Source organism: Micromonospora marincola (assembly GCF_056150385.1).
On record NZ_JAXCFT010000009.1, the window covers coordinates 211,372 to 226,470 of the forward strand.

The 15,099-nt window shown below is 72.8% G+C and carries 14 protein-coding genes; 10 read left to right on the top strand and 4 right to left on the bottom strand.

The genetic code is table 11. The features are described from left to right. The first annotated feature begins 5 nt into the window (after positions 1 to 5). The 6 genes from rpsA to SM450_RS20430 all read left to right on the top strand — a co-directional run bounded on the left by rpsA (position 6) and on the right by SM450_RS20430 (position 7,562). Positions 6 to 1,547, top strand: a complete 1,542-nt coding sequence (gene rpsA, locus SM450_RS20405; protein ID WP_474621331.1) for a 30S ribosomal protein S1 — start codon at positions 6 to 8, stop codon at positions 1,545 to 1,547. A gap of 159 nt (positions 1,548 to 1,706) precedes the next feature. Then, a complete protein-coding gene (gene coaE, locus SM450_RS20410; protein WP_474621353.1) occupies positions 1,707 to 2,885 on the top strand; it encodes a dephospho-CoA kinase in 1,179 nt (392 codons plus the stop codon). 313 nt (positions 2,886 to 3,198) lie between these two features. After that, positions 3,199 to 5,310 (top strand): excinuclease ABC subunit UvrB, encoded by a 2,112-nt coding sequence (gene uvrB, locus SM450_RS20415; RefSeq protein ID WP_474621332.1) that lies wholly within the window; start codon positions 3,199 to 3,201, stop codon positions 5,308 to 5,310. Between the two features lie 25 nt (positions 5,311 to 5,335). Then, complete coding sequence (locus tag SM450_RS20420; RefSeq protein ID WP_474621333.1) at positions 5,336 to 6,172, top strand: helix-turn-helix domain-containing protein; 837 nt, start codon at positions 5,336 to 5,338, stop codon at positions 6,170 to 6,172. 24 nt (positions 6,173 to 6,196) lie between these two features. After that, positions 6,197 to 6,565, top strand: coding sequence for a VOC family protein (locus SM450_RS20425; RefSeq protein ID WP_474621334.1), 369 nt, complete (start codon positions 6,197 to 6,199; stop codon positions 6,563 to 6,565). A gap of 97 nt (positions 6,566 to 6,662) precedes the next feature. Beyond that, positions 6,663 to 7,562, top strand: a complete 900-nt coding sequence (locus SM450_RS20430) for a DUF5753 domain-containing protein (protein WP_474621335.1) — start codon at positions 6,663 to 6,665, stop codon at positions 7,560 to 7,562. A gap of 93 nt (positions 7,563 to 7,655) precedes the next feature. Here the strand turns inward: SM450_RS20430 and SM450_RS20435 are convergent, their stop codons facing one another. Continuing rightward, positions 7,656 to 7,949 carry an antibiotic biosynthesis monooxygenase family protein gene (locus tag SM450_RS20435; protein WP_474621336.1) on the bottom strand — a complete coding sequence of 98 codons (294 nt, stop codon included), beginning with the start codon at positions 7,947 to 7,949 and terminating at the stop codon, positions 7,656 to 7,658. Between the two features lie 102 nt (positions 7,950 to 8,051). Between SM450_RS20435 and pnuC the strand changes: the two genes are divergently transcribed. The 3 genes from pnuC (at position 8,052) to SM450_RS20450 (ending at position 11,108) form a co-directional block, all read left to right on the top strand. Further along, positions 8,052 to 8,705 carry a nicotinamide riboside transporter PnuC gene (pnuC, locus tag SM450_RS20440; RefSeq protein ID WP_474621337.1) on the top strand — a complete coding sequence of 218 codons (654 nt, stop codon included), beginning with the start codon at positions 8,052 to 8,054 and terminating at the stop codon, positions 8,703 to 8,705. After that, a complete protein-coding gene (locus tag SM450_RS20445; RefSeq protein ID WP_474621338.1) occupies positions 8,702 to 9,793 on the top strand; it encodes an AAA family ATPase in 1,092 nt (363 codons plus the stop codon). The genes pnuC and SM450_RS20445 overlap by 4 nt, the downstream gene beginning before the upstream one ends. Positions 9,794 to 10,109: 316 nt before the next feature. Next, complete coding sequence (locus tag SM450_RS20450) at positions 10,110 to 11,108, top strand: TerC family protein (protein ID WP_474621339.1); 999 nt, start codon at positions 10,110 to 10,112, stop codon at positions 11,106 to 11,108. 48 nt (positions 11,109 to 11,156) lie between these two features. On the opposite strand, the gene SM450_RS20455 is transcribed toward SM450_RS20450, so the two are convergent. After that, positions 11,157 to 12,074, bottom strand: coding sequence for a C40 family peptidase (locus SM450_RS20455; protein WP_474621340.1), 918 nt, complete (start codon positions 12,072 to 12,074; stop codon positions 11,157 to 11,159). Between the two features lie 56 nt (positions 12,075 to 12,130). Continuing rightward, the gene (locus SM450_RS20460; protein WP_474621341.1) at positions 12,131 to 13,228 is read right to left on the bottom strand and encodes a mandelate racemase/muconate lactonizing enzyme family protein; all 1,098 of its coding nucleotides are present in this window, start codon (positions 13,226 to 13,228) and stop codon (positions 12,131 to 12,133) included. Between the two features lie 44 nt (positions 13,229 to 13,272). Between SM450_RS20460 and SM450_RS20465 the strand changes: the two genes are divergently transcribed. Next, positions 13,273 to 14,070, top strand: coding sequence for a tyrosine-protein phosphatase (locus tag SM450_RS20465; protein WP_474621342.1), 798 nt, complete (start codon positions 13,273 to 13,275; stop codon positions 14,068 to 14,070). A 4-nt stretch (positions 14,071 to 14,074) separates the two neighbouring features. Here the strand turns inward: SM450_RS20465 and SM450_RS20470 are convergent, their stop codons facing one another. Further along, a complete protein-coding gene (locus SM450_RS20470) occupies positions 14,075 to 14,941 on the bottom strand; it encodes a serine hydrolase (RefSeq protein ID WP_474621343.1) in 867 nt (288 codons plus the stop codon). Positions 14,942 to 15,099 lie beyond the last annotated feature (158 nt).

Below are 15,099 nucleotides of genomic sequence, written 5' to 3' on the forward strand. Positions count from 1 at the left end.
CACCCATGCCCGCTGTGACAACCCATCCGACCGGAGCAACCGCCCACATGACGAGCAGCATCGAGGCCACCTCGAGCGCCAACAAGGTCACGCACGACGATCTCGGCTCTGAGGAAGCTTTCCTCGCCGCTATCGACGAGACCATCAAGTACTTCAACGACGGCGACATTGTCGAAGGCACCGTCGTCAAGGTCGATCGGGACGAGGTCCTGCTCGACATCGGCTACAAGACCGAGGGCGTGATCCCCTCTCGGGAGCTGTCGATCAAGCACGACGTGGACCCGGCCGAGGTCGTTTCGGTCGGCGACCACATCGAGGCCCTCGTCCTCCAGAAGGAGGACAAGGAGGGTCGGCTGATCCTCTCCAAGAAGCGGGCGCAGTACGAGCGGGCCTGGGGCACGATCGAGAAGATCAAGGACGAGGACGGCGTCGTCCGCGGCTCGGTCATCGAGGTCGTCAAGGGTGGTCTCATCCTCGACATCGGCCTGCGTGGCTTCCTGCCGGCGTCGCTCGTCGAGATGCGGCGTGTGCGCGACCTCCAGCCGTACGTCGGCCGTGAGCTCGAAGCCAAGATCATCGAGCTGGACAAGAACCGCAACAACGTGGTCCTGTCCCGCCGGGCCTGGCTTGAGCAGACGCAGTCCGAGGTGCGCACCGAGTTCCTCAACAAGCTCCAGAAGGGGCAGGTCCGCAAGGGCGTCGTCTCGTCGATCGTCAACTTCGGCGCGTTCGTCGACCTGGGTGGCGTGGACGGCCTGGTGCACGTCTCCGAGCTGTCCTGGAAGCACATCGACCACCCGTCCGAGGTCGTCGAGGTGGGCCAGGAGGTCGAGGTCGAGGTCCTGGACGTCGACCTGGACCGCGAGCGGGTCTCGCTGTCGCTGAAGGCGACCCAGGAGGACCCGTGGCGTCAGTTCGCCCGCACCCACGCGATCCAGCAGATCGTGCCGGGTAAGGTCACCAAGCTGGTGCCGTTCGGCGCGTTCGTCCGGGTGGACGACGGCATCGAGGGCCTGGTCCACATCTCCGAGCTGGCCGAGCGCCACGTGGAGATCCCGGAGCAGGTCGTGCAGGTCGGTTCCGAGGTCATGGTCAAGGTCATCGACATCGACCTGGAGCGCCGCCGGATCTCGCTGTCGCTCAAGCAGGCCAACGAGGGCTTCGTCGAGGGCGAGGAGCACTTCGACCCGACCCTCTACGGCATGGCCGCGACGTACGACAACGAGGGCAACTACATCTACCCGGAGGGCTTCGACCCGGAGACGGGCGAGTGGCTCGAGGGCTACGACAAGCAGCGCGAGACCTGGGAGAACCAGTACGCCGAGGCGCGTCAGCGTTGGGAGGCCCACACCAAGCAGGTGCAGACCTCCCGCGCCGCCGACGCCGAGGCCGCGGCCAACCCGGCTCCGCCCGCCACCAGCACCAGCAGCAGCAGCACCTCGACCTCGACCTCGGCCCCGAGCCGTCAGGCCGAGGAGCCGGCCGGCACGCTTGCCACCGACGAGGCGCTCGCCGCGCTGCGGGAGAAGCTCGCCGGCGGCAAGTGACAGGTCGCTGACGCCGGGTGCGCCCGCACGGACGCACCGGTTGACGACACACTGACGGGCCCCGTCCCCGCGTTCCGCACCAGCGGAGCGCCGGGGGCGGGGCCCGCGGTCGTCGTCTGCCTGTTTGGCATGCGCACGCCCATCGGGTTGACTGTCCCGATGCTGAAGGTGGGGCTGACGGGCGGCATCGGGTCCGGCAAGAGCGCGGTGGCGAGCCGCCTGGCGGCGCTCGGCGCGGTCGTGGTCGACTCGGACCGGATCGCCCGCGAGGTCGTGGCCCCGGGCACCGAGGGGCTGGCCGAGGTGGTCGCCGCGTTCTCCGACCGGGTCCTCGGCCCCGACGGCACGCTCGACCGGGCCGCCCTGGGCGCGGTGGTCTTCGGCGACGAGACCGCCCGCCGCCGGCTGGAGGGGATCACCCATCCGCGGGTACGGGCGCGGGCCGCCGAACTGGTCGCCGCCGCGCCGGCCGACGCGGTGGTGGTCAACGACGTTCCGCTGCTTGTCGAGGTGGGGCTCGCGCCGACGTACCACCTGGTGCTCGTGGTGCAGACGGCGGCGCCGACCCGGCTGGCGCGGTTGTCCCGCGACCGTGGCATGGACCCGGCCGAGGCGCGGCGGCGGATCGCCGCGCAGACCGACGACGCGGGCCGGCGGGCGGTGGCGGACGTGCTGCTCACCAACGACGGCTCGCTGGCCGACCTGCACGGCGCGGTGGACGCGCTCTGGCGCGACCGGCTGCTGCCCTACGAGCGCAACGTCCGCGAACGGCACGCGGTGCTGGCCGACCGGCCGACGCTCACCGAGCCCGACCCGACCTGGCCCGAGCAGTACGCCCGGCTCGCGGCGCGGATCCGCCACGCGGCCGGCGGCGACGTCCGGATCGACCACGTCGGCTCCACCGCCGTGCCCGGGCTGACCGCGCCGGACGTCATCGACATCCAGTTGACCGTGCCCGCGCTGGCGGAGGCGGACGGTCCGCTCGCCGACCGGCTGGCCGAGGCGGGCTTCCCCCGGCTGTCCGGCGAGTGGTGGGACGCGCCGCTGCGCCCCGACCGGGTGCACTTGGCGAAGCGGTTGCACGGCGGCGCGGACCCGGGTCGGCCGGCGCTCCTGCACCTGCGGGTGGCCGGCTCGGCCGGCTGGCGGCACGCGCTGCTGGTGCGGGACCACCTGCGCGCGGACCCGGCCCGGCGATCCGCCTACCTCCAGGTCAAGCGGGACCTGGCGGCCACCGCGCCGGAGAGCGCCGAGCCGGCGACGCTCCACGATCCGTGGTTCTACGAGGAGCGCCTGCGGGCCGAGGAGTGGGCCGCACACACCCGCTGGCACCCCTGACCCGCCCCGCGCGGGCGGGCGCGGCGAGGGGAGGGCGGGGTTCGGTGAGGAGCAGGGGCGCTCGCGGCGGCCGGTGAGCGCCTCAGCGCGACCACCGTGGGCGCGCACGCCGGTCGTCCCGGGTGCTGCGGCCCTGGCGCCGGGGGCGGCCGGGCCCCGAAGGGGCGGCCACCTTCCCGGTCGGCCGCCGCGAGCGGCCTACGGTACGAGGGTAGTCCGGTGAGATGAGCCACACAATGGGAATATCGAAGCCGGTCAGGGACGGTCCGTGGTCGGGCCGGAAGTGTCGGACCGCGGGCGTACCGTTGGTGTCATGGCGCTCGACATTCCCCGGCTCGACGGTCGCTTCCAGGTCGTCAGTGAGTTCCAGCCGGCCGGCGACCAGCCGGCGGCCATCGACGACCTTGAGCGTCGCGTGCGGCGCGGCGACCGCAACACGGTGCTGCTCGGCGCGACCGGCACCGGCAAGAGCGCCACCACGGCGTGGCTGGTCGAGCGGTTGCAGCGGCCCACCCTGGTGCTCGCGCCCAACAAGACCCTCGCCGCCCAGCTCGCCAAGGAGTTCGGCGAGCTGCTGCCGCACAACGCGGTGGAATACTTCGTCTCCTACTACGACTATTACCAGCCCGAGGCCTACATCCCGCAGACCGACACCTACATCGAGAAGGACTCCTCGATCAACGAGGAGGTCGAGCGGCTGCGGCACTCGGCGACCATGTCGTTGCTCACCCGGCGGGACGTCATCGTGGTGGCCACCGTGTCGGCGATCTACGGCCTGGGCACGCCCGAGGAATACCTCGACCGCGCCGTGCGGGTCAAGGTGGGGCAGGAGCTCGACCGCGACCAACTGCTGCGCCGGCTCGTCGACATTCAATACACGCGCAACGACATGGCCTTCCAGCGCGGCACGTTCCGGGTGCGCGGCGACACGCTGGAGATCATCCCGGCCTACGAGGAACTGGCCGTCCGGATCGAGCTGTTCGGTGACGAGATCGAGAAGCTCTACTACCTCAATCCGTTGACCGGTGACGTGGTCCGTGAGGTCGACAGCCTGATGATCTTCCCGGCCACGCACTACGCCGCCGGCCCGGAGCGGATGGAGCGGGCGACCCGCGACATCGAGGCCGAGCTGGGCGAACGGCTGGCCGAGCTGGAGCGGCAGGGCAAGCTGCTGGAGGCGCAGCGACTGCGCATGCGCACCACCTACGACCTGGAGATGATGCGCCAGGTGGGCTTCTGCTCCGGCATCGAGAACTACTCGATGCACATCGACGGTCGGCTGCCCGGCAGCCCGCCGCACTGCCTGCTCGACTACTTCCCCGACGACTTCCTCACCGTGGTCGACGAGTCGCACGTGACCATCCCGCAGATCGGCGGCATGTACGAGGGCGACGCCTCCCGCAAGCGGATGCTCATCGACCACGGCTTCCGGCTGCCGAGCGCCGCCGACAACCGTCCCCTGCGCTTCGACGAATACCTGGAGCGGGTGGGCCAGATGGTCTTCCTCTCCGCCACCCCGGGCCCGTGGGAGCTGGAGCAGGCCCAGGGCGAGTTCGTCGAGCAGGTGATCCGTCCGACCGGCCTGATCGACCCCGAGGTGGTGGTGAAGCCGACCAAGGGGCAGATCGACGACCTCATGCACGAGATCAAGCTGCGCACCGAGCGGGACGAGCGGGTGCTTGTCACCACGCTCACCAAGAAGATGGCCGAGGATCTCTCCGACTACCTGCTGGAGAACGGCATCCGGGTGCGCTACCTGCACTCCGAGGTGGACACGCTGCGCCGGGTCGAGCTGCTGCGCGAGCTGCGTAAGGGCGACTACGACGTGCTTGTCGGCATCAACCTGCTCCGGGAGGGCCTGGACCTGCCCGAGGTCTCCCTGGTGGCGATCCTCGACGCCGACAAGGAGGGGTTCCTGCGCAGCGGCCGGTCGCTGATCCAGACCATCGGCCGCGCGGCCCGTAACGTCTCGGGTCAGGTCCACATGTACGCCGACAAGATCACCCCGTCGATGGCGTCCGCGATCGACGAGACCAACAGGCGCCGGGCCAAGCAGACCGCGCACAACGAGGCCCACGGCATCAACCCCGAGCCGCTGCGGAAGAAGATCCACGACATCCTCGACGACATCTACCGCGAGGCGGAGGACACCGAGGCCACCACGGTCGGCGGCGCCGCCCGGCAACTGTCGAGGGGCAAGGCGCCGGTCAAGGAGACCCGCAGCCGCAACGGTCGGGGCGGCGCGGCCACTCCGTCCCGCGAGGGCATGGCCCGGGCCGACCTCGCGAACCTGATCCAGGAGCTGAACGACCAGATGCTTGCCGCCGCGCGGGAGCTCCAGTTCGAGTTGGCCGCGCGGATCCGCGACGAGGTCTCCGACCTGAAGAAGGAGCTGCGCGGGATGGACGCGGCCGGGGTGCGGTGAGCGGCACGAGGGCCGGGCGGGCGCGATGCTGACCGAGGCCGTGGTCGGGCTTCCCGCCCCGGCGCTGCGTCCCTGGGTGGACCGTTACCTCGGCTACCGGGAGGAGTTGCCCGGGCCGGTGGTGCGGCGTGAGGTCGCCGGCGCCTTCGTCGTGCTGGTCCTCGGCTGGGGCGACCCGCTTGACGTCACCGATCCGCGCGGCGCCGGTCGCGGCGCGTACGCCACCAACGCGTTCCTGGCCGGCCCGTTCGACGGCTGGTGCGCCACCCGCAGCGCCGGCACGGGCACCGGCGTGCAGGTGATGCTGACCGCCCCGGCGGCGCGGCGGTTGCTCGGGTTGCCGCTTGGCGAGTTGGCCAACCGGGCGGCCCCGGTCGACCGGGTCGCCGGGTGGCTGGCCCGGCTCCGCGACGAACTGGCCGGCGAGCCCGGCTGGCCGGGGCGCTTCGCCCGCCTCGACGCCGCCCTCGCCGCCCGGCTGGCGGCCACCGACCCGGTCGACGGTCGGCTGCTGGCCGCCTGGCGGCGGCTCGACGGGAGCGGGGGCGCGATCGGGGTGGCCGCGCTCGCCGACGAGATCGGCTGGTCCCGCCGTCACCTGGCGGTGCGGTTCCGCCGGGAGTTCGGGTTGCCGCCGAAGACCGTCGCCCGGCTGCAACGCTTCCACCGGGCCTACGCCACCCTGGGTCGCACGGTGCTCACCGCGCCGCCGGCCGGCCCGGACGGATCGGGCTGGGCGGAACGGGCGGCCCGGTGGGGCTACTACGACCAGTCGCACCTGACCCGGGAGTTCCGGGAGTTCGCCGGCGCCCCGCCGGCGGCGTTGGCCCGGGCCGGATCGCATTCGTCCAATCCCTGCTGACCCGGTCGCCGGCAGACTGGGGGCATGCGAAGCATCTATCCGGTCCTCAGGTATCCCGACGTTCACGCCGCCGTCGACTTCCTCCGGTCGGCGTTCGGCCTCACCGTCCACGAGTTGCACTCCGGGCCCGACGGCGAGGTGCGCCACGCTCAGCTCGGCCACGGCGACGACCTGGTCATGGTGGGTCCGGGTCCCGCGCCGGCGAGCCGGCCGGCCGATGACGACTACCGCGTCTACCTGGCCGTCGACGACGTAGACGCGCACCACGAGCGGGCCCGGGCGGCCGGCGCGGAGATCGTCCGGGCGCCGTTCGACACCGACTACGGCTCCCGCGACTACGCCGCCCGCGATCTGGCCGGCATGGTCTGGTCGTTCGGCACGTACCGTCCTTGAAGAATTCCTCGGCGTCGATGCGTGCATGTTGCTCTGCGCGAGCGAGGTATTGCCGTGCGTGATGGTCATGCGTACGCTCCCACCCTGGGAGGCGCGCATGTCGTTGTCAGCAAGTCCGGTCGTCCGGCGCGTGCGGCTCGGTGTCGAGCTGCGCCGACTGCGCCGTCGTGAGTCGCTCACGCTCGAACAGGTCTGCACCCGGCTCGGTTGGGCCTCGACGTCGAAGCTGTCCCGCATCGAGCTGGGCCAGAGCCGGCCCGACCTGGCCGACGTGCTCGACCTGCTCGACGTCTACGAGGTTCCACCGCACCAGCGGGAGGATCTGATCGTCATCGCCCGCGACGCCGCCACCGGGCGCGGCTGGTCCAAGACGCTCGGCGAGATGGGCGAGCGGCAGCGGGGGTACGCGGAACTGGAGGCCGGTGCCGAGCGCATCGTGGAATACCAGCCGGCGCTCGTGCCCGGCCTGTTGCAGACCCCCGCGTACGCCCGGCTGCGGGTGTCGGCCGGCGCGTCGCTCGCCGGCGAGGTGGACGTGGAGGCCGACGTCCGGGCCCGGGCGGTGCGCCAGGAGTTGCTTGTCCGGCCGGACCCGCCGCACTACACCGCCCTGATCGACGAGCGGGCCTGCGAGCCGGACGGGCTGCCGGCCGAGGTGTGGCGGGAGCAGATGCGGCACCTGCTGGCGGTCGCCGAACGGTCGCACGTGACCCTCCGGGTGGTGCCCCGCGGCGCCTCGCCCGGCGATGACCTGCATCCGCTCGCGCCGTTCTCCTACTACGCCTATCCGGACCCGGACGACCCACGCACGATTCTGGTCGAGACGCTGACCACCGATCTGCGCCTGGTCGCCGAGGCCGACGTGGCCCGCTACGAGCAGGTGATCGAGCGGCTGCTCGCGGCGGCGCTGCCCGAGGACGCGACGGCCGCGCTGCTCACCCGCCGCCTCGGCGTCGCGCCGGTGCCCCGGCCGCGCGACCCGCACGAGCTGGAGTGAGGTCGTCGCGCGCCCACCGGGCCCGGCGCCCCCGATGCCCGTCGGGACCGGTGACCGCGCGTCGCGCGCAGGTTACGTGAGGGGTACGACAGTTCAGGCCGGCACGTCGACGAAGTGCTCGACAAGCGGCGGGCCGGCGAAGAACGGGCCGATCAGGCCCCGCCACCGCTCGAAGCGCTCGGTCTGCCGGAAGTTCACGTCGTGCGCCTCGACCGAGTCCCACTCGACAAGCAGCACGAACCGGGTGGGCGACTCGACCCCACGGGTCATCCGCACCGAGCGGCACCCCTGCGCCTCGGCGAGGATCGGACGCGCCTGCGCGTACGCGGCGGCGAAGTCGTCCTCGTGTCCGGGCGTCACATCGATAAGCGCGACCTCAAGAACCATGCCCGAAGCCTTTCATGCCGGGTGCCGACCGGTACGCTCCGGGGGCGCTCCGGCCGGCCGTGCCCCTCCACCGTGTCACCGGGCGGGCGGGGGAGGACGACAATGCTCGACTGGCTCACCGGCACCGCGTTCACCGTGTTCGGCGCCGGCACCACCTGGGCCGAGCTGCTCGGCTTCGGCACCGGCGTGGTCAACGTCTGGTTGGTCGCCCGCCAGCACATCGCGAACTGGCCCGTCGGCATCGCCAACGTGCTGCTGCTGATGGTGCTGTTCCAGACCGCCGGCTTGTACGCCGACGCCGGCCTGCAACTGGTCTACGTGGCGCTCGGGGTCTACGGCTGGTGGCACTGGCTCTTCGGCGGCGACCGGCGCAGCCGGCTCACGGTGGCGCGTACCGGGCGGCGGGAGTGGTGGGCGCTCGGTGCGGCCGGGCTGCTGCTCACCGCCGGCCTGTGGGTGCTGCTGGACCGGGCCACCGACTCCACCGTCCCGCTCGCCGACGCGGTCACCACCGCGCTGTCGCTGCTGGCCACCTACGGGCAGACCCGCAAGCTCGTGGAGAGCTGGTGGCTGTGGATCGCCGCCGACCTGATCTACATCCCGCTCTACGCGTACAAGGGACTCTGGCTGACCGGCGGTCTCTACCTGATCTTCCTGGCCCTCTGCGTGGTCGGGCTGCGCGCCTGGCGGGCGGACCTGCGCCGGCGGGCGGCGGCCACGCCGGTGCCGCCCGGTCCCGCGCCGGTGGCCGCGTGAGCGGGCGGTTCCGGCACGGGCTGGTGGTCGGCAAGTTCTACCCGCCGCACGCCGGGCACCACGCGCTCGTCGAGGCCGCCGCGGCCCGCTGCGCGGCGGTGACCGTGGTGGTGGCGCCGTCCCGGCGCGAGTCGATCCCGCTGGCCCTGCGACTGGCCTGGCTGCGCGAGGTCCATGCCGGCACCCCGGGGGTGCGGTTCGTCGGCCGCTACGACGACCACCCGGTCGACTACGCCGACCCGGCGGTCTGGGACCTGCACTGCGCGGTGTTCGCCGACGCGTTGGGCGGCGAGCCGGTGGACGCCGTCTTCTCCTCGGAGGCGTACGGCGAGGAGTTGGCCCGCCGGTTCGGCGCGGTCGCGGTCGAGGTGGATCTGCGGCGGCGGGCCGCGCCGGTCTCCGGCACCGCCGTGCGCGCGGACCCGGCGGCCCACTGGCGGTGGCTGAGCCCGCCGGTGCGGGCGTGGCTGGTCCGCCGCGTGGTGGTTCTCGGCGCCGAGTCGACAGGTACGACGACCATGGCGCGGGCGCTCGCCTGGCGTTTCGGCGCCGCCTGGGTGCCCGAGTACGGCCGCGAGTTGACCGAGCGCAAGCTCGCCGCGTTGCGCCGGTCCCGGCCGGAGGCCACCGTCTTCGACGTCACCTGGGACCGGGACGACTTCGTCGAGGTGGTACGCGAGCAGCAGGCCGCCGAGGACGCGACGGCGCGGGTCGGCGGCCCGCTGCTGATCTGCGACACCGATGCCCGGGCCACCGCGGTCTGGGAGGAGCGCTACCTGGGCTCGTCCTCGGCGGAGGTGCGCGCGGCGGCCCGCCGGCCGGCGCTCTATCTGCTCACCGGCCACGAGGGGGTGCCCTTCGCCGACGACGGCCTGCGCGACGGGGAGCACCTGCGGGCGTGGATGACCGGCCGCTTCCGCGCGGAGCTGGCCGGGTGCGGGGTGCCGGTGGTCGAGCTGCGCGGGACGCACGAGGAGCGCCTGACCACCGCGGTCGCCGCCGTCGAGGCCCTGCTCGCCGCCGGTTGGTCCTTCACCGATCCGGTCCTGCCCGCCGATCCGGCGGCATCATCAAAACTAGCCTCCTAGGATGCGCTGCGGGTGGTGACGCGGGTCGGTGACGTGAGCCGGGGCACCTGATCGCGATTGATGGGTGCCCGGAGATGCGCCACCCGGGCGAGATGGTGAAGAATGGCGGCCGAGGAGGGGAGTATTCCCCCGCGACGGAGTCGTCAGCACGGAAGAGCGCCAGCACCCCCGGTGCTCGACCCGGCTCCGTCGGTCGGTTCCCGCAAGGGTGCCGGCGGAAGAGACCTCCGACAGTCACCACAGTCAGCGTTGACGCACCCCGGCCCGCACCCGGCGTACGGTGTGCCCGACGCTGCGTGTCTGCCGGAGGATGGATTTGAACGTGTCCGCATTGGTGTGGGCGGTAACCCTGACCGCGATGATCGCGGTCCTGATGGCCGACCTGATCATCATCGGCCGCCGCCCGCACGAGCCGAGCGTCCGTGAGTCGAGCCTGTGGGTCGGATTCTACGTCGGGCTCGCGCTGCTCTTCGGCGTGGTGCTCTGGCTGACCGCCGGGCCGAGCGTGGCCGGCCAGTTCTACACCGGCTGGCTCACCGAATACAGCCTCTCGGTGGACAACCTCTTCGTCTTCGTGATCATCATGGCCCGCTTCGGCGTGCCCCGGCAGTACCAGCAGAAGGTGCTGCTCATCGGCATCCTGCTGGCGTTGGTCATGCGCGGCGGCTTCATCGCGGCCGGCGCCGCGCTGATCGCCCAGTTCTCCTGGGTGTTCTACATCTTCGGCGCGTTCCTCATCTACACCGCGGTGAACCTGGCCCGGCAGGGTGAGCCGGACGAGGACGAGTTCAGCGAGAACGTGCTGATCCGGTGGAGTCGCAAGGCGCTGCCGCTGTCCCGCGACTTCGACGGGGCGCGGATGACCACCCGGGAGAACGGCCGGCGGCTGTTCACCCCGATGCTGATCGTGATGATCGCGATCGGCACCACCGACCTCATCTTCGCGCTCGACTCGATCCCGGCGATCTTCGGCATCACGCAGGAGCCGTACCTGGTCTTCACCGCGAACGTCTTCGCGCTGATGGGGCTGCGGCAGCTCTACTTCCTGCTCGGCGGCCTGCTGGACCGGCTGATCTACCTCAGCTACGGGCTGGCCGTGGTGCTCGGCTTCATCGGCGTGAAGCTGGTCCTGGAGGCGCTCGCCGACAACAACCTGCCGTTCCTCAACGGCGGCGAGCCGGTGGCCTGGGCGCCGCACATCCCGATCTGGCTCTCGCTCACCGTCATCCTCGGCACGCTCGCCGTGGCCACGGCGGCGAGCCTGGCCAAGTCGTCGCGGGACAGGCGCCGGGAGCTGGCCGAAGCCCGCCGCTGACCGGTTCGTCGGATGCCGTTCCCGCCGGCCGGGAACGGCACCCGACGGTCAGACGCGGTGCGCGCCGACCAGGGTGTCCACCCGGGCCGGGGGCAACTCCTCCTCGACCACCCGGCGGGTGAGGTAGCAGGCGTGCAGCATCCGCCGCCGGCCGCCGTGCGGCTCGGCCGAGACGACGCCGACGTGGTGGATGCGCCGGCCGGGGTGGGCGAAGAAATAGAGGTCGCCGGGGCGTTCCGCACCGAGCGCCACCGGGGTGGTCGCCTCGGCCTGGTCGTCGGCGTCGCGGGGGAGCGTGACGCCGTACCGACGCCAGGCCAGGTGGACAAGCCCGGAGCAGTCGATGCCGTCGGTGGACAGGCCGCCCCAGACGTAGGCCAGGTCGCGTAGCCGCTCGGCGACCCCGAGCACCTCCTTGGCCTCGGGCCGCTCGCCGGGCAGCGGCACCAGGTCGCCCTCGGGGGCCCAGAGCGGATCGGCCCGGCCGGGCGCCCAAACCGGCCGCCAGCCGTCCACCGGGCGCCCGGCGGAGGCGAGACGGGTGCCGAGGACCACGCCGGTGAGCGCCGGCGGCCCGCCTGCGGTGTCGTGCAGCGTGGCGCGGTCGACGTCGACCACGAGCGCGGTGGCGTACGGCTCGGCGTCGACGGTCGCGGCCAGGTGGGCGGCCCGCATCCAACCCGGGTAGCCGCGCACGTCGAGCTTGGCGGCGGGCTGCCCGAGGGCGAGCACCCGGACCCAGCCGTCCGGTCGCGTCTCGGTGACAAGCACCGGCTCGCCGAGCAGCAGTTGGGTCAGAATGCAGTCGCCGACCTGCTGATCGCGGTCCATCCCGGCGACCCAGGTGGCGATGTCGGGCACGTCGGACCGGGCGGGTCCGTCGATCGGGCGGACCGCCTCCGGGGTGGTCCAGAGGGTCGCCACCGGGACCCGTACGACGGCCTGGTGGCCCGGTTGAGGCGCCATGCGCACCCCTCCTCCCACGCTCCTGTGGGCGACCCTATGAAAAAATCCAACAACACTCAACCGCGCTGCTGAACCTTAGCTTCACTCACGTCGGCGATGCCGAGACCTGGCGCGTCCGGCAACAGCACGCTCGCGCCCTCGTACCGGATGCCGCCGGTGACCGGCGACCAGGCGAGCCACCAGGCGGCGTCGAGGTCCGACACGGCCGTGGTCCCGTGGGCGGCGACCAGGCTGGCCGCAGCGCCCACGCCGATCGGACCCTCCATCATGGAACCGACGATCGTCCCCATGCCGTGGGCGGCGGCCAGGTCGAGCAGGGTACGGGCCGGTTGCAGGCCGCCGCACTTGGCGAGCTTGACGTTCACCATGTCGGCCGCCCGGCGGCGGATCACCTCGACCAGGTCACGCACGTCGAAGACCGACTCGTCGGCGAGGATCGGCACGTCCACCCGGTCGCTGACCCAGGCCAACCCGTCCAGGTCGCGGCGGTGCACCGGCTGCTCGACAAGCTCGACGTCGAGCCCGGCGTCGGAGATGCCCCGGATCACCCGGACCGCCTCGCGCGGCGTCCAGCCCTGGTTGGCGTCCAGCCGGATCCGCACGTCCGGGCCGACGGCGGCGCGCACCGCGCGGACCCGGTCCAGGTCGCCGCCGGCGTCGGTGCCGACCTTGAGCTTCAGCACGGTGAACCCCTCGGCGCGCCGCCGGCCGGCCGCCGTGGCCAGGTCGACCGCGTCGCCGGCGGCAAGCGTGACGTCCGTCGGGACGCGCAGCGCGGTGCCGCCGAGCAGCCGCACCAGGGGTACGCCGAGCCGCCGCGCGGCCAGGTCGTGCAGCGCGACGTCGACGGCCGCCTTCGCCGACTCGTTGCCCACCACCGCGCCCCGCACCTGCGCGCACCGGGCCTGGAGGTCGTCCGGGTCGCGTCCGGTCAGCAGCGGCGCGAGCAGTTCGCGTACGCACGCCTCGGCGCCGCCGATCGACGCGCCGGTGACCTGCCACACCTGCGGGGCCTCGCCGAATCCGGTACGCCCGTCGCTGTCGACGAGCTCGACGATGAGCGTCTCCACCGTGGTGGTGCTCCGCAGCGCGGTGACGAACGGGGTGTGCAAGGGTGCCGAGAGCCGGTGGGTGCGCACCGCCGTGATCGTCATGTGGGGCACCCTATAGGCATCTGGCGGCGAGCAGGGGAGGGCCGATGACCGGGCGGGACTGGGAGTTGGTGGGCGCGCCGAACGCCCGTGACCTGGGCGGGTTGCCGACGACCGACGGGCGGCGGGTCCGCGCCGGGCGGCTCGTCCGCGCCGCGGCGCTGGGTCGGCTGACCGACGAGGATCTGCCGGTGCTGGGCAAGCTCGCCCCGGCGTGCGTGGTGGACCTGCGCGCGGCCGAGGAACAGGCGGTCGCGCCGCCGGACCGGCTTGTGGGTGAGCCGCGCGTCGTGCACCTGCCGGTCTACGACGCCGCCCACCCGGTGTTCACCTACGTCTCGGCGGTCTTGCAGGGTCACGACCTGGACGCGTACGCGGAGTTGGCCCGCGACGGCATGCCGGGGGCGATGACCGCGATCTACCGCTGGTTCGTCACCGGGGAGCCGGCGCGGGCCGGGTTCGGCGCGGCGGTGCGGCTGGCCGCGGACGACGCGAACCTGCCGCTGCTGTTCCACTGCTCCGCCGGCAAGGACCGCACCGGCTGGCTGTCGGTGGTGCTGCTGACCGCGCTCGGCGTGCCGGAGCCGGCGATCCGCGCCGACTACCTGCGGCACAACGAGCTGACCGAGAGCCTGCGCGAGGTGCTGCTGGCGGCGATGACGAAGCGCCGGCCGGACCTCGACCCGGTGGCGGCCCGGCCGCTGCTCGAGGTGCGCCCGGAGTACCTGGACGCCGCGTACGACGAGGTGCGCCTGGCGCACGGGTCGTTCGAGGCGTACCTGAGCGACGGCCTGGGGGTGACCGACGACGTGCGGGCCGCGTTGCGGGAGCGGTTGCTGGACTAGCGGTTCAGCCGGCCAGCTCGTGCCGCGCGTCCCACACCCGCGCCGAGACGTGCGCGATCAGCCGGCAGGCGTCGTCCTCGACCGGCTCGCCGTCCGCGCCGCCGCCGGTCGGGTCGGTGGTGGTGCACACGACGATCGCGTACGGCGGCGCGTCGTCCGGGAACACCACGCCGGCGCCGTGGCGGACGCCGCGTACCCAGCCGTTCTTGTGCGCGATGCGGGTGCCGTCGGGCAGCCCGGCGGCCAGGTCCTCGCGGTGTTCCTGGGCGACCAGCACGTCGAGCATGGCGGCGCAGCCGGCCGGTGACGCGAGCGGGCCGGGCCGGCCGGCTCCGAGCGCCAGCTCGCCGAGGAGGGCGGCCAGGTCGGCGGCGGTGACCAGGTTGTCGATGCCGGCGTCACGGGCGGCGAAGTCCTCGATGCCGCGGCCGGTGACGCTGTGCCGGGCGCCGGCGAGCGTCCACGCCTGGGCGACGGCGGGCAGCCCGACCTGCCCGATGCAGAGGTTGGTGGCCAGGTTGCTGGAGCGGATGATCATGCGTTCGGCGAGCCAGCGCAGCGGCGCGGTGCCGCCGACCCGGTCCCAGACCGCCTCGTCGTTGTCGTAGTCGCGGTTGTTGGTGAAGCGGGGCGCGCCGGGGCGGGCGGATTCGAACGTGTTGCGCACCGGCACCGGCGCGTCCAGGTCGAGCCGGCCGGCCTCGGCGGCCCGGTGCAGCGCGACAAGCACGGCGACCTTCATGGTGCTCGCCGCGTAGTGGGTGGCGTCCGCCCGCCGGGTCCAGGTGGGCCGGGCGCCGGGGCGCCCCACGTACGCGGAGACGGTGCCGGACACCTGGTCGAGATGCGCGTCGAGCTCGTCCCAGATCATGGGCCCGACCGTAGCGGATCGTCCCGGCGGGCGCGGGGCTGCGGCATCACGGTGCCCGGGGCTAGCCCCAATGCCGGGTAGTTAAGCGCGGCGGTGGTTCGTCAAGTGGGCGTGTTGGTGCTGAGACTGGCAGCGGGACTTCGGTAGGAGAGGTACGT